General features: G+C 58.9%; 11 protein-coding genes. 3 read left to right on the forward strand and 8 right to left on the reverse strand.

All coding sequences use genetic code 11. The features are described 5' to 3' along the window. Positions 1-22: 22 nt before the first annotated feature. From Q672_RS24625 to Q672_RS24660, 8 genes are all read right to left on the reverse strand, one after another. Positions 23-2,110, reverse strand: a complete 2,088-nt coding sequence (locus tag Q672_RS24625) for a 3-hydroxyacyl-CoA dehydrogenase NAD-binding domain-containing protein (RefSeq protein WP_022985129.1) — start codon at positions 2,108-2,110, stop codon at positions 23-25. A gap of 196 nt (positions 2,111-2,306) precedes the next feature. Beyond that, positions 2,307-3,482, reverse strand: a complete 1,176-nt coding sequence (locus Q672_RS24630; RefSeq protein ID WP_022985130.1) for an ABC transporter substrate-binding protein — start codon at positions 3,480-3,482, stop codon at positions 2,307-2,309. Between the two features lie 84 nt (positions 3,483-3,566). After that, positions 3,567-4,274 carry an ABC transporter ATP-binding protein gene (locus Q672_RS24635; RefSeq protein ID WP_022985131.1) on the reverse strand — a complete coding sequence of 236 codons (708 nt, stop codon included), beginning with the start codon at positions 4,272-4,274 and terminating at the stop codon, positions 3,567-3,569. Continuing rightward, positions 4,261-5,028: an ABC transporter ATP-binding protein gene (locus tag Q672_RS24640; protein ID WP_022985132.1), complete on the reverse strand. Its 768-nt coding sequence runs from the start codon at positions 5,026-5,028 to the stop codon at positions 4,261-4,263. The genes Q672_RS24635 and Q672_RS24640 overlap by 14 nt, the downstream gene beginning before the upstream one ends. Then, on the reverse strand, positions 5,021-6,079 hold the full coding sequence (locus Q672_RS24645) for a branched-chain amino acid ABC transporter permease (protein ID WP_022985133.1): 1,059 nt from the start codon (positions 6,077-6,079) through the stop codon (positions 5,021-5,023). Before Q672_RS24645 ends, Q672_RS24640 begins: the two co-directional genes overlap by 8 nt. Further along, positions 6,079-6,942, reverse strand: coding sequence for a branched-chain amino acid ABC transporter permease (locus Q672_RS24650; protein WP_031226343.1), 864 nt, complete (start codon positions 6,940-6,942; stop codon positions 6,079-6,081). Before Q672_RS24650 ends, Q672_RS24645 begins: the two co-directional genes overlap by 1 nt. A gap of 160 nt (positions 6,943-7,102) precedes the next feature. Then, positions 7,103-8,779: a long-chain fatty acid--CoA ligase gene (locus Q672_RS24655; protein WP_022985135.1), complete on the reverse strand. Its 1,677-nt coding sequence runs from the start codon at positions 8,777-8,779 to the stop codon at positions 7,103-7,105. A 337-nt stretch (positions 8,780-9,116) separates the two neighbouring features. After that, positions 9,117-9,770 carry a TetR family transcriptional regulator gene (locus Q672_RS24660; protein ID WP_022985136.1) on the reverse strand — a complete coding sequence of 218 codons (654 nt, stop codon included), beginning with the start codon at positions 9,768-9,770 and terminating at the stop codon, positions 9,117-9,119. A 165-nt stretch (positions 9,771-9,935) separates the two neighbouring features. Here Q672_RS24660 and Q672_RS24665 point away from each other — a divergent pair, with 165 nt between their 5' ends. Genes Q672_RS24665 through Q672_RS24675 form a run of 3 tightly spaced genes read left to right on the forward strand, consistent with a single transcriptional unit; the run spans position 9,936 to position 15,719 of the window. Continuing rightward, positions 9,936-11,138, forward strand: a complete 1,203-nt coding sequence (locus Q672_RS24665) for an efflux RND transporter periplasmic adaptor subunit (protein WP_022985137.1) — start codon at positions 9,936-9,938, stop codon at positions 11,136-11,138. 30 nt (positions 11,139-11,168) lie between these two features. Next, on the forward strand, positions 11,169-14,297 hold the full coding sequence (locus tag Q672_RS24670) for an efflux RND transporter permease subunit (protein ID WP_022985138.1): 3,129 nt from the start codon (positions 11,169-11,171) through the stop codon (positions 14,295-14,297). Beyond that, positions 14,298-15,719, forward strand: coding sequence for an efflux transporter outer membrane subunit (locus tag Q672_RS24675; protein WP_022985139.1), 1,422 nt, complete (start codon positions 14,298-14,300; stop codon positions 15,717-15,719). It abuts the gene before it with no gap. Positions 15,720-15,826: the final 107 nt, after the last annotated feature.

Raw genomic sequence — 15,826 nt, forward strand, 5'->3', positions numbered from 1 at the left:
CCGACGGCGGGTTGCCACATTTTTAGCGGTTAAAACCCTTCCCCTGCTCGGCCAATTCAGCCAGCCGCGCGGACGGTTTCCAGACTGGATCGCCAGTCTGCTGATAAATCTCGCTGATCTTGTCGTGGATCTTTTTCACGCCCACCTGGTCGGCCCAGAACATCACGCCGCCGCGATACACCGGGAACCCGTAGCCGTAAATCCAGATCACATCCACGTCCAGCGGACGCGCCGCGATACCTTCTTCCAGAATCTTGGCGCCTTCGTTGACCATCACGTACATACAACGCTCAAGGATTTCCTGATCACTGATGGCACGAGGGGTAATGCCCTTATCACTCCGGTATTGTTCAATAATGCCGTCGACATCCGGTGAAGGGACAGGGGTGCGGTCGCCCTCTTTATAGTCAAAAACGCCAGCCTGGGTTTTCTGGCCAAGACGACCGGCTTCCACCAGCTCGTCGGTCCAGTTACGGGCGGGCGCATTGGCGGGATCCTCTTTGCGCAATTCTTCACGGATACGGTATCCCACATCCATGCCTGCCAGGTCTGACATGGCAAACGGCCCCATGGGGAAGCCAAGGTCAAACAGTACCTTGTCCACCTGTTGCGGGCTGGCACCTTCGTTCACCAGTTTGATCGCTTCTGCCTGACGCTTGTGCAGCATGCGGTTACCCACAAAACCGTGACAGACGCCAACCAAAACACCGACCTTGCCAATACGACGACTCAGGTCCATCACGGTGGCAATCACATCATCGGCGGTCTTTTCACCGCGCACGTTCTCCAGCAACTTCATGACGTTAGCCGGGCTGAAGAAATGCATGCCCATCACGTCCTGGGGGCGCTGGGTAAAACTGGCGATACGGTCCACGTCCAGGGTCGAGGTGTTGGTGGCGAGAATGGCGCCGGGTTTACACACCCGATCCAGCTCGGAGAACACGGCCTTTTTCACGTCCATATTCTCGAACACGGCTTCGATCACCAGGTCCACATCCCCCAGTTCGTCATAGCTCAATGTGGGCTGGATCAGCGCCATTCGCTGTTCCACCTGTTCGGCCGTAATACGGCCTTTTTTAGCGGTGTTTTCGTAGTTTCTACGAATCACAGCCAAGCCCTTTTCCAGCGCCTCCTGCTTCACCTCAAGCATCTTCACCGGGATACCGGCGTTGGCGAAGTTCATGGCGATGCCGCCACCCATGGTGCCCGCACCAATCACCGCCACCGTGTTGATGTCACGACGCGGAGTATCCTTGTCGAGCCCCGGCACCTTGGCCACTTCGCGCTCGGCGAAGAAAACATGACGCTGGGCAGCGGATTCCGGTGACAGCAACAGCTCGACAAACAACTCCCGTTCGCGCTGCAACCCTTGCTCGAAGGGCAGCTCAGCGGCAGCCTGTACCGCCTTGATGCAATGGAAAGGCGCTTTGAATCCCCGTTGGCGACGGGCGATGGATTGCTCAAAGCGGGCAAAAACGTCAGCCCCGCTGTCGCCAGGAATGGGCAGATCACAGAGACGACGCAGCGGCGCCTTTTCGTCAATGACGTTGCGGGCAAAAGCCAGGGCGCCCTCCAGCAGATCGCCACTGACGACCTCATCGACGAGCCCAAGCGCCTTGGCCGCCGCCGCTTTCACCGGGTTGCCACCGACAATCATGTCCAGAGCGGCTTCAATGCCCACCAGCCGTGGCAACCGCTGGGTGCCCCCCGCACCGGGGAGCAAACCCAGTTTCACTTCCGGCAATCCCAGACGGGCACTGTCCAGCGCCACCCGGTAATCACAACCCAGTGCGACTTCCAGTCCGCCACCCAGCGCAGTGCCATGAATGGCAGCAATCACGGGCTTGCTGCTGGCTTCATATTCATTGATCACATCGGGCAAGGCCGGCGGTTGCGGCGGTTTACCGAATTCGCGGATATCCGCGCCGGCAGGAAAGGTCTTGCCCTCACCGGTCACGATCACTGCCTTAATCTGGTCATCTGCCAGGGCCTCCTGCAAGCAACGCTGCAGGCCCTCACGGACACCCTGCCCCAGTGCATTGACGGGGGGGTAATGGATTCGGATAACGCCAATGTCATTGTCACGACAGAGGCTAACCGGGCTACTCATAACGACTCTCCTCGTTGACTGCGACGTGTCACCACGCCAAAGGCAGTGTGTCTCCGGTACGGGAACGGAGCTGCCGGTGCAGGCCCTACACTATAGCCCATTACCGACAACTTTCAATTATTTTGGAATTGAATTTCATTATTTAAAAAGGGCCGAAAAACAGGGCGCCTGGCGCCCCGCTTCCGGCCGGAGAGAATCAGTCCGCCAGCACTTCCGAAATACGCTGCAGCACGACTTTGCCATCCTTCACGGTGGCAATGTTGGGGTCGGCCTGCATGCCGCCATTAGCATCAATCTCGGTCACACCGTAGGGGTTGTTTTCCGGCGCCAGGTTTTTCAGCGCCTGCCCCATGGCCGCACGAATCGCCGTGGCATCTTCTACCGTGCCGGCTTCCTGCATGGCCTGAACAACGGAATAGAGGGCAAAGTAGTTATAGGCCACTTCCGTGGTCGGATCCTTGCCATCGTTTTGCTGGTGATACTTGGCGACAAACGCCTTGGCACCGGGCTCTTCGTACAGCGTCAGCGGCACTACGCCCACGGAACCTTCCAGCATCTTGTAACCACCGATGATCTTGGCCATTTCACCCATCTTGGCCTGATCCATGATCACGAAACCGCCTTTGAAACCAAGCTCACGGGCCTGCTTGGCCACCAATGCGGTTGGCTCGGAAGCGCCGCCGATGAACATCACGTCAGGCTTCTCTGCCAGCACCTTGCTCACACCGGTGTAGAAGTCCGCAGACTTGTTGTAGTCCATGGGGTTATCAGCAACCACGGTACCGCCCATGGCTTCCCAGGTGGGGACAAACGCTTTGGTCCAGTATTTGGCGTAGTCATGGGTGGCGTTGGCGATGGCCACTTTCTTGCCGTTCTGGGCCATGGCAATTTTGGTGAAGGGCTTCATATAGCCAGTAAACGTCGGCGGAATACGCACGGTCAGCTCGTTGCCCTTCTCGGTAACCGTGGGCACCGAGGTGTAGGACATCACCACAAAGCCATCGCGTTCATTAAAGGCTTGCAGCGCAAAAGTGCCACCGGAGTGCGGCGTGAAAATGACCGGCGCATTGTACTGCTGCACCAGGCGCTTGCCGTTCACCGCGGCCTGGCTGGGGGCGTACTTGTCATCCAGAGACACCACATTGATTTCGTAGGTCTCACCATCGACCTGAAAGCCGCCACTACTGTTGATTTCTTCGGCCGCCATTTGCAGACCTTCCAGCGTGTTCTGGCCGTACAGGGCCGCACCGCCACTCAATGGCCCGGTGAAACCGATATTCAGGGTTTCTGCAGCCTGGGCGCCTGTCGCCGCCAGGGCGATGGCGCTGGCACAGGCCAGCCGGCAGAAGCGTTTAAGGGTTCCTTTGCTCATGAATCTCTCCCGATTATTGTTTTCACTGTTGTAGCGTCTGTAACGTGTCGTTGTGTTGTAGCGTCGTAGCGCACACGCTGTGGGTCAGGCTCCGATGTAAGCCTTGCGAATTTCTTCGTTACCCAGCATCGCGTCCTTATCACCCTCCATGACCAGGCGACCGTTTTCGATCACGTAGGCACGGTGGGCAATCTTCAGTGCGGCGAAGGCATTCTGCTCCGCCAGCAGTACCGTGGTGCCCTGCTCGTTGATGCCCTTGATGGTCTCGAACATCTGCTTTACCACCAACGGTGCCAGGCCCAGTGAGGGCTCATCGAGCAACAGCAATTTGGGGCGCCCCATCATGGCTCGCCCAATAGCCACCATTTGTTGCTGGCCACCACTAAGGGAACCCGCCGCTTCGTCCTTCTTCTCATCAAGAATCGGGAACAGGGCAAGGATCTGGTCCAGCGTTTTCTTCATGCCCGCCTTGTCACGACGATGCACATAGGCGCCGAGCATCAGATTCTTCAGCACTGACATTTCCGGGAACAGTTTGCGGCCTTCCGGACACTGCACCACCCCGCTCTGCACCAGCGCAGAGGGTTTCAGGCCTGTCACATCCTTGCCATTCAGGGCAATGGATCCGGCAGTGGGTTTCAGCAAGCCACTGATGGTGTTGAACAGGGTCGATTTGCCGGCACCGTTGGCACCCAGCAAAACCACCAGTTCGCCCTGCTCCACTGACATGGAGACATTTTCCAGGGCCTTGAAGCTGCCGTAACGGGCTTCGACTTGATTAAGCTGCAGCATCTTCATCACTCCCCAGATAGGCTTCGATGACCACCGGATTGTTGCGGACTTCTTCCGGGGTGCCTTCGGCAATTTTTTCACCGTGATCAAGCACCATGATCTTGTCAGCGAGACTCATGATCATGTCCATCTTGTGTTCGATCAGGCAGACGGTGACCCCGTGGTCCACCATCTTGCGGATCAGGCCCGCCAGGTTTTCGGTTTCTTCCGGGTTGATCCCGCCCGCAGGTTCATCGAGCAACACCAGTTCCGGATCGGTCGCCAGCGCCAGCGCAAACGCCACCCGCTTCTTTTCTTCCTGGCTGATGTCTGCCGTGATGCGATGGCCAATGTGAGACAGACCGACGAAATCCAGCACTTCCTGAGCGCGGGCACGGCACTTGGCCTCTTCATCACGAAGTCGTCGGGAATTGATGATCACATCCCAAAGGCGCGACTGGGTTCGCAGGCGATGACCGACGATCAGGTTGTCGAGTACCGTGGACTCTTCAAACAACATGGTGGTCTGAAACGTCCGGGCAATGCCAAGCCGGGCAATGCGATCACAAGCCATGCCGGTGATGTTCATGCCCTGGTATTCGATGGTGCCCTCGGTGGGAGGCATGGCGCCGGCCACCAGATTGAAGAACGTACTCTTGCCTGCCCCGTTGGGACCGATGATGGCGTTGATCTTGTTGGCTTCGAATTCAATGCTGACGTTGTTCACTGCCGCCAGCCCGCCAAAGCGCTTGGTCAGGTTATTGATCTTAAGCATGGTTACCTGCCTCCCTGTTGGTGGCTACCGGGCTGGTCGGGGATTTTTTTTTAGCGTTTTCCTGTGATTTTCCAGCATCCTGTGCCGCCGCCATCCGGCGGGCACGCCAGCCAAGGAACGACCCCACCACACCACGCGGGAAGAAGATCACCAGCACCACCAGCAGCGGGCCAAACACGATCATCCGGTACTCTTCCAGGAACTGCAGGGACTGGGTCAGCCAGGTGATAACCATGGTGCCCACCAGCGGCCCCATCAGCGTGCCAATGCCCCCCACCAGCAGGTAGGTGATCATGTCGAAGGTATGCACCACGTCAGCTTCCGCCGGGCCGATAAACCGGACCAGACCGGCATACAGCGCCCCCGCCACACTGGCATAGGTGGTGGACAACACAAACGCCAGCACCTTGTTGCGCATCAGGTTGATACCCAGCGACGCGGCCAGATCATCACTGATACGAATGGCCCGGAAGCTGCGGCCCAACAGGGAGTTGGTAATACGCGCGGCCAGCCAGACCGATAGCACCATGAAGGTCAGCGCCAGGTAGTAGAACGGTGTGGTCTCGGTGAAATCCACCAGCCCGAACCCGTTAGGCGCCGGAATGTTGATAATGCCCAGTGCACCATGGGTGAGCTCTTCCCATTTATCGATGAGCAGATAAATGATGAACCCTACACACAATGTGAAGATCGCAAAGTAATGCTCTTTCAGGCGCAAGGACACGATCCCTGCCAGAAAGCCAAACCCCGCACCGGCCACGCCGGCAGCCACAAAGGCCCACCAGAATCCCCAGCCGTGATCCACAGTGAGAATCGCCAGAACGTACGCACCAATGGCAAAGAAACCGCCATGAGCCAGGTTCAACTGACCGCACAGGCCGGTAATAATGTTCATTCCATACACCGCGATAGCCCATACAAATGCCAGTGCCATCACATAAATCTGGTACTCGTTACCCGCCACAAACGGGAACAGTACCGCCGCCACAATCAACACAATCTTCATTGCCGGCGTCATGAAAAAATCGGAAATCTTCTGCAGGGCATTCATTAGCGCACCCCCTTGGTAAACAGGCCAGTGGGCTTCACCGACAGAATCAGCACCAACAGGGCGAAGGCGATGATGTCCTTGTAATCAGTGGAGATATAGAAGCCGCCAAACGCTTCGGCAAAACCGATGATCAGGCCGCCGACAATGGCACCCGGAATCGAGCCCATACCGCCGAGAATAATGATCACGAAGGCTTTCATGATCAGCAGGTGCCCCATGGCCGGGTACACCAGATTGATCGGCGCAAACAGCGTGGCGCCCACTGCCGCCAGCACCCCGGAAATGGCAAAGGTCATCATCGCTACCCGGTTGGCATCGATGCCGACCAGGAACGCCCCTTCCCGATTCTGGGCCATGGCCACAATGGTAGAGCCGGTCATGGTTTTCTTGAGGAACAGGTGCAGCACTGCCATCAGGGCAAAGGCGCCGATGATGATCAGTACCCTCTGGGCCGGGATGGTCATGCCGGCCACATCGAGAATATCGGTGTACGGCGTCGGCATACGGCGGAACTCCGCGCCGAATTTCATCTGCACCATGGCTTCCAGGAACAACATGATGCCAATGGCCGCAATCTTGTCGTGGATTGGCGGCGCTTCGCGAAGCGGATTGAATACCAACCGTTCACACAGTACCGCCAGCACCGCCACGGAAATGGCAGAGGCGATCATGGCGATCCAGTAGTTGGCACCAAAATCCACCATGGTGATGTAAGAGACATAGGCGCCGACCATATACAGCGCCCCATGAGCAAAGTTCGGTACGTGCAGAATGCCGTAGACCAGGGTCAGCCCCAGGGCGACCAGCCCGTAGATGCTGCCCAGGGTCAGGCCATTGAGCACTTGTTGCAGAAACAGATCCAAGGCAATGCCTCCTCTGTACTGGGATGCGGCCACGCTATTGGCGTGGTCCTGCATCCCGTTTCTCTGTTGTTATCCAGCCTCTGCGGTGTAGCGCGACCGCGGTATTGTTAGTGTGAGACTGTCCAGATCCGTCGGCTATCCGACAAACCGCTACGTCCTGTCAGGACGCCTGTTGTTGATGCCCTGCCCACTCCTGCTCCTGCAGGGCTCGCCACATCACCTTGCCGGTGGGCGAACGGGGCAGCTCATCGCGGAACTCCACCACCTGGGGCACCTTGTAGGCCGCCATTTCTTCCTTGCACCAGTCGATGACGGCCTGCTCGGTGAGCGTGCCTTTCATGTCGTCGCGCAACACCACACACGCTTTTACCGATTCTCCACGGCGCTCGTGTGGCGTGGATATGACACAGCTCTCCTGAATCGCCGGATGTCGGTACATCAGGCTCTCCACTTCTGCCGGCCAAACCTTGAAGCCAGAGGCGTTGATCATGCGTTTCACCCGATCGACGATGAAGAAATACCCTTCTTCGTCGTAGTAACCGAGATCGCCGGTGCGAAAGAAACGCTTGCCATCCAGTTCCAGAAACACCTTTTGGGTTTCCTGGGGACGCTTCCAGTAACCCTGGAAGACCTGCGGACCGTGAGTCACGATCTCGCCCACTTCGCCCGGGCCCAGCTCCTTGCCGCTCTCCACATCGATGATGCGCGAGTCGATATCGAAAACCGGGATGCCCAGACACTGGGACTTGGGACGATCCGTCGGGTTGATATGGGTGCCGGCAATGGTCTCGGACAGACCATAGCCCTCCATGTAACGCAGGCCCGTCAGGTGAAAGAGCTTGTCGGCCACCGCTGCCGGCATGGCCGCCCCGCCACCACCGATATTCTCCAGTGACGACAGGTCATAACTTTCCACCTCGGGGTCGGACAGCAGATCGATGGCCATGGTGACGATGTTCACCCAGCGACTCACCCTGTAGCGCTCGATCAGTTTTGCCGCGACCTGACGATCCCAGCGCGTCATCAGCACAATCAGCGAGCCGCCATAGATCGGAGAGTTCATGGAACCCTGCATACCGGTCACATGGAAGTACGGCAGTGTCGCCAGGGTGACCGATTCCGTCGTGCCGTGGCTCCACACCGCACCCTGCACGCAGGTCGCCATCACAGAAGCATGGGTATGCATGCATCCCTTCGGCGCGCCGGTGGTTCCGGAGCTATAGGGGAACACCGCCAGATCGTCCGGGCCCACCAGTAACTCACTGGGCTGCTTGTCGGCATCCATCACGGTTTTCCAGCTGATATGCGCTGCGTTATCCAGCGTCACCGCCGGGGCCTGCACCTCTGGAGGCAATGGCAGATCGGTGTCACGGGTGATGTAGTCATTGTAGGCCGCCACGATCACATGCTTGAGATTGACCTTACCTACCACCGGTGCGATGGCCGGCAACAGTTCCTGTCCACAGATCGCGACAGCGGCTTCAGTGTCTTCCAGGTAATGCTCCAGCTCCGCCGCCCGATTCATCGGGTTCACCGGCACCACAATGGCGTTGGCACGGAGAATCGCGTAGTAGCCGATAATGAATTGAGGGGCGTTCTGCATGAACAGCAACACCCGATCTCCCTTCTCCACACCCAGTGCCTGCAGATACCCGGCCAGGGCATCCACCTGCTGCTTGAGCTGCGCAAAGGTGATGGGGCTGTCGTAATAGTTAATTGCGTCCCGCTGCGGGTAACGCAGGGCAGACACCTCCAGATTGGTATAGAGGCTGGTCTGCGGCAGGCTGAGGTGGCGCGGCATATTCTCCGGCCAGACCGCATGATGCCGATCAAACATGTTGTGCTCTCCCGGTCGGCTCCCGTCAAACCCTGAGGTTTGGGGGCCTTTTATTGTTGATGCTGTAGCGCAAGCCGCCGGCAAACAGCGGCGGAAAGTTTTGACTCGGCAGTCAATCTGACACGGCTTCAGGGGGAGGTCAATACTATTTTGGAATGTAGTTTCATTTTTTGAAACGAAATAAAAGACAGGAATTAACGGCTGGGAAACGGGATATTTACCCAACATACCACTGAGTATGTGGGGTGCCCATACCGATTATCGGATCCTGATTTCATTCGGGATAAAAGGTTAGGAAATGTTTCCAGCAGGCGGTTGGAGGCAAACGCCCGCCCCTTCAGGCTGAAGAGACCTGGCGGGAAGCATGCAGATAGGGCGCATTCGCCAGGGAGAACAGACAGGTTTCAACAAAACCCTCCGCATCCCTGCCAAGATCCATGCTTTCCGGGTCTAGCAGCCAGAACATGATGACGCCGGTGAGCTGACTGTGTAGCCAGTTAACGGCGCGGGCGATATGCAGGGTGGCCGGCAGTTGCTGCCGGGCCACCGCATTGCTCAACACCCGGCCCATGCGCGCGGAAGACTCACGGCACTTGTCTCGCTGCTTGCCCAGCAACTGCAGGTTTTCGCCGCTGAATTCGCACTTGTGAAACATGATCTCGAAAATACGGCGCTGGTGCTGGTCTTCCACCACTTGGCGGAGCAAAGTACACATGAAGTCGCCGAGGCGGCCCAGCGGGTCTGGCTCTGCGGGATCCTCTGCCTTTTCTGACAGGGTGTCGAAAAGCAGGCGGTTTCGCTCGACCATGGCCATGAACACGTCATGCTTGTTTTCAAAATGCCAATAGATTGCCCCTCGAGTCACCCCGGCTTCCTTGGCAATATCATTGAGCGTGGCCGACAACACCCCCTTGCGGTGAAACACCCGCTCGGCAGCATCCAGAATCTCTGCCCGGGTTTCCATTGCTTCGCTTTTGGTGCGTCTGACCATGGTGAGATCCGCAGTGACAAATCAGAAAAATCGAACAAACCGCGTTGTTGGATATATACATACACGCGAGAATGTATATATAATGAACGTGATTCACTCTTTTTTCAAGCCCATCGATCTGCCTTCCGTGCAGCGGTACTGGGGTGTTTGCAAGGACAGAAAACTATGCGCAGCGGTATCCTTTATTCCATCGTGACAGGACTTCTGGCGTTCCAGCTGGCAGCCTGCGGCGACAGCGGTCCAGCCCAACAACAGCAACAACAAGCCCCGGACGTGGGCTTTGTGACCGTCAAAGCCAAGACCGTCACCCTTAATCGCGAACTCCCGGGCCGCACCACCGCGCACCAGATCGCTGAAGTACGCCCACAGGTGAGCGGCGTCATTGAAAAGCGGCTGTTCGAGGAAGGCCAGGAAGTGAAAGCGGGACAACCGCTCTACCAGATTGATGACCGCACCTATGAAGCCACGGTGGCCACTGCTCGCGCCGAGCTTTCACGGGCTCAGGCCACGCTGAAATCCAACGGGCTGCGCGCCAAGCGATTCAAGAAACTGCTCGACTACAAAGCCGTAAGCCAACAGGAATACGACGAAGCCCAGGCCCAGCTGGACGAAAACAAGGCTGCGGTGGCCGCGGCCCGAGCCAACCTGCAAAGCGCCCAGATCAATCTGGATTACGCCATCATCAAGGCGCCTATTAGTGGTCGCATCGGTCGCTCCAGTGTGACCGCAGGCGCCCTGGTCACCGCCAACCAGGCTCAGGCGTTGGCAACCATTCGTCAACTCGATCCGATCTATGTAGACCTGACCCAGTCCAGTAATGACTTGCGCCAGCTTCGCCAGGCCATGGCCGCCGGCGAACTGCAGCAAGTGAGTGAAGATGAAGCGCGTATCACCCTGATTCTGGAAGACGGCTCGGCCTACAACAAACCCGGCGCCTTGCAGTTTTCCGAGTATGCCGTGGATGAAAGCACCGGTTCTGTCACCCTGCGTGCCCTGTTCCCCAACCCGGACGGCGAGCTGCTACCCGGCATGTTTGTGCGTGGCCGCCTGCCGGAAGGCCAGCGCGAAAATGCCATTCTGGTACCGCAAAAGGGCATCACCCGCGACCCCACCGGGCAAGCCTTTGCCATGGTCATCGACAGCAACAACACCGTGCAGAAAGTGAAAGTGGAAACGGAGCGTGCGGTGAAAAGTCAGTGGCTGATTTCCCGCGGTCTCAACGATGGCGACCGTCTGGCGATTGATGGACTGCAGATGATCCAGCCCGGCATGCCGGTGAATCCGGTCAATACCGAGCAGGCGGATGCCCAGCAAGATGCCGCACCCCAGGCCCCCGCCAACGGCGGGGATCAAAACGCAGCACAGTAATAACGCAGCCTAACCACAAGCGGGATTTTCATGGCCAGATTCTTTATCGACCGACCGATTTTCGCCTGGGTGATCGCCATCATCATGATGATGGCCGGTGCGCTGGCGATTTACACCCTGCCCATTGAGCAGTACCCCACCGTCGCACCACCCGAGGTCTCCATCTCGGGTAACTACCCCGGTGCATCGGCAAAAACCGTGGAAGACTCGGTCACCCAGGTGATCGAGCAGCAAATGAACGGCATCGACAACCTGATGTATATGAGTTCCAGCAGTGACTCATTCGGGAATGCCCAGATCAGCCTGACATTCGCCCCCGGTACCGACCCGGACATCGCCCAGGTTCAGGTACAGAACAAGCTGCAACTGGCCACCCCATTGCTGCCGCAGGAAGTGCAGCAACAAGGGATGCAGGTAACCAAGTCCTCCGACTCATTCCTGATGGTAGTGGGTTTCACCTCCGAGGACGGCAGCCTGACCCGTGCCGACCTGGCCGACTATGTGGCTTCCAACGTTCAGGACCCGATCAGCCGGGTTGCCGGCGTCGGCCAGATCCAGCTGTTCGGTTCACCCTATGCCATGCGTATCTGGCTGGACCCGAACAAGCTGAACAAGTACGACCTGACCCCGCAGGATGTGACCCAGACCATCCAGGTGCAGAACAACCAGGTGGCCAGTGGTCAGCTGGGGGGGGCACCTGCCGTGGAAGGGCAGCAGCTGAACGCCACCATCATCGCCCAGACTCGCCTGGAAGATACCGAAGAGTTCCGCAACATTCTGCTCAAGGTGAACCCGGATGGCTCCCAGGTGTTCCTTGAAGATGTGGCGCGCGTGGAACTGGCCGCTCAAAGCTTTGACGTGCAAGGCCGCTACAACGGCCAACCCGCCGCCGGCCTGGCGATTAACCTGGCCACCGGCGCTAACGCGCTGGATACCGCCGAAGCGCTGCGCGCCCGTCTGGCAGAGCTGGAGCCGTTCTTCCCCGACAAGATGCAGATGGTGTTCCCCTACGACACCACTCCCTTCGTGAGCATCTCCATCGAGGAAGTGGTCCACACCCTGTTCGAAGCCATCATCCTGGTTTTCCTGGTGATGTACCTGTTCCTGCAGAACTTCCGTGCCACCCTGATTCCCACTCTGGCCGTGCCGGTGGTATTGCTGGGCACCTTCGCGGTATTGGCCGCCTTCGGTTTCTCCATTAATACCCTGACCATGTTCGGTATGGTGCTGGCGATTGGTTTGCTGGTGGACGATGCCATCGTGGTGGTGGAAAACGTGGAACGGGTGATGCACGAGGACGGCTTGCCGCCCAAAGAAGCCACCCGCAAATCCATGGGCCAGATCACCGGCGCGCTGGTGGGGATTGCCCTGGTGCTATCGGCGGTCTTTATTCCCATGGCCTTCTTCCCCGGTTCCACCGGTGCCATCTATCGCCAGTTCTCCATCACCATCGTGTCTGCCATGGTGCTGTCGGTACTGGTAGCCATGATCCTGACCCCGGCCCTGTGTGCCACCATGCTCAAAGCCAAGGACGGGGAGCACCAGACCAACAAGGGCTTCTTCGGCTGGTTTAACCGCAGCTTTGACAAGAGCAGCCGCTCCTATCAAGGCAGCGTGGAGAAGATCCTCGGTCGTCGTGGTCGCTACCTGTTTATCTACGTGGTCATCGTCGGGGTATTGGGCTTCAGCTTCATGCGCATGCCGTCCAGCTTCCTGCCGGAAGAAGACCAGGGGATCCTGTTCACGCTGGTGACCTTGCCTGCGGGCTCCACCCAGGAGCAGACCGTAGACGTGCTCAAGAAAATGGAGAACTACTACCTCACCGAAGAATCCGATGCGGTGGATGGTCTGTTCACTGTGGCGGGCTTCAGCTTCACCGGCCGCGGCCAGAACGCCGGCATGGCGTTCGTTAACCTGAAAGACTGGTCCGAGCGGGATCTGTCGGTGGACGGCGCCAATGATGTGGTCGGGCGCGCCATGGGCTACTTCTCCACCATTCGTGAAGCCATGATGTTCGCCCTCAGTCCGCCGTCAATTCCGGCGCTGGGCAATGCCAGTGGCTTCGACTTCCAGCTGCTGGATCAATCCGGCCAGGGCCACGAAGCCCTGATCAATGCCCGCAACATGATGCTCGGTATGGCGAGCCAGGACCCGCGTCTGACCGCCGTACGGCCCAATGGTCTGGAAGACAGCCCGCAGTACCAGATCGATATCGACCAACAGAAAGCCAAGGCCCTGGGCCTGTCGATCAGTGACATCAACAACACCCTGCAAATTGCCTGGGGCTCAAGCTACGTCAACAACTTCGTCGACCGTGGCCGGGTAAAACGGGTGTACGTACAGGCTGATGCGCCGTACCGGATGCTGCCGGAAAACATCAACGATTGGTTCGTGCGCAATGCCCAGGGGGAAATGGTGCCGTTCTCGGCCTTTGCCACCGGGCACTGGACCTACGGCTCGCCCAAGCTGGAACGCTACAACGGGGTGTCTTCGGTGAACATCCAGGGGAACGCGGCCCCCGGCTACAGTACCGGTGACGCCATGGACGCCATGGAAGAACTGGCCGCCAAGCTGCCTGCTGGCTTTGGCTTTGAATGGACCGGCCTTTCCTATCAGGAACGCCAGTCCGGCGATCAGGCACCAGCACTTTACGCCCTGTCGCTGCTGGTGGTGTTCCTGTGTCTCGCCGCCCTCTATGAAAGCTGGTCGATCCCGTTTGCGGTGATGCTGGTGGTTCCGCTGGGGGTACTGGGTGCGGTTCTGGCCGCCACCTTCCGCGGGCTGGACAACGATGTGTTCTTCCAGGTGGGCCTGCTGACCACTATCGGGCTATCGGCGAAAAACGCGATCCTGATTGCAGAATTTGCCCTGGAACTGGAACAGAAAGGCGAACACCTGCTCAAGGCAACACTGGAAGCGGTCCGCATGCGGCTGCGCCCGATCCTGATGACCTCACTGGCCTTCATGCTCGGCGTCACCCCGCTGATGATCAGCACCGGTGCTGGCGCGGGCGCCCGTAACGCCATCGGCACCGGCGTGTTCGGTGGCATGCTCACCGCCACCGTGTTGGCGATCTTCTTTATCCCGCTGTTCTATGTGGCGGTACGCAAGCTGTCCGGCGTGCCGCTCAACGGCAAGAGCAAAACGTCGGAGACCTAAATGCAACGTTCCCCGCTGACGCTCGCCCTTTTGGGCGGGCTGATGCTGGGTGGCTGCACCCTCGCCCCCAGCTATGACGCCCCGGATTCCCCGGTCGCCGCCCAGTTGGGCGACAGTCAGCCGGCCAGCGAACTCACCCTGCCCGGCTGGGAAAACCTGTATCGGTCGGAAGAGTTGCAACAGCTGATACGTACCGCTCTGGAAAACAACCGGGACCTGCGGCTGGCGACACTGGACGTGGCCGCCCTGCGTGCCCAATACCAGATCCAGCGTGCCGACCTGTTCCCGTCAGTCACGGCAGAGGGCACTGGTACCCGCCAGCGCCTCCCCGGCGACCTGTCCAGCACCGGTCAGTCCACCCTTAGCAGCCAATACGGTGCGCAAGTGGGGGTAACCGCCTGGGAACTGGATCTCTTCGGCCGGGTGCGCAGCCTCAAGGACGCCGCCCTGGAAAACTATCTGGCCAGCGAAGAAACCCAGCGCAGCAGCCACCTGGCGCTGGTCGCCCAGGTCGCGCAAAGCTATCTGACCCTGATGGCAGACCAGCAGAATCTGGCGATCAGTCGCGAGACCGTGGCCGCCCAGCAATCCTCACTGGATCTGATCCAGCGCCGTTATGAAGGCGGGCTCGGCACCGAGCTGGATGTCCGTCAGGCGCAGATCGCCCTGCAGGGCGCCCTCGCCAATCAGGCCAGCTTCGAGCGGCAGGTCAGCCAGGACTACAACGCCCTTGCCGTGCTGGTAGGCGGCCCTCTGCCCGAGCTGCAGCCGGTGTCGCTCAGCGACGACGCGCTGGATCTGGTGGCACCGGTGCCCTCGGGTCTGTCATCGGACCTGCTGACCCAGCGACCGGATATTCGTCAGGCAGAACATCAACTGCGCGCCGCCGATGCCAACATTGGTGCGGCACGTGCCGCGTTCTTCCCGAGCATCACGCTGACCGGCGCCTACGGCTCCATGAGCAGCGAGCTGTCCGGGCTGTTCGAGAGCGGCTCCAAAGCCTGGTCATTCAGCCCCGCCATTTCCCTGCCGATCTTCACCGGTGGCAGCAACAAGGCCAACCTGGATCTTGCCTGGGTGCGCCGTGACCAGGCGGTGGCGAGCTATGAAAAAGCGGTGCAGGTGGCATTTCAGGAAGTGGCGGATGCATTGGAAGCCCGAGACAGTCTGAGCCGTCAGGCACAGGCACAGCAGGCGCTGGTGGAAGCCACTCGCCAAACCCTGACACTGGCACAACAGCGCTATGAACAAGGTGCCGACGATTATCTGGCGGTTCTGGATGCCCAGCGCACCCTGCTGTCCGCCCGCCAGCAACGGGTCAGCCTGCAGCGCCAGCAACTGAGCAATGAAACCGATCTGTATCGGGCACTGGGCGGTGGCTGGGAAGCACAACAGGCCACCCATCTGGTGGCAGGCCGCTAGGGAGCCTCTGAATAACTCCTTGCATGCTCAGTCTTTCAGGCTGGCTCACAATCTAGGCGCGTTTTTGAAGGTGTATGTCCATCCATCGAGAAAGCGCAACAACGAGT

It is taken from the genome of Alcanivorax sp. P2S70 (genome assembly GCF_000475295.1).
Taxonomy (GTDB): Bacteria; Pseudomonadota; Gammaproteobacteria; order Pseudomonadales; family Alcanivoracaceae; genus Alcanivorax; species Alcanivorax profundi.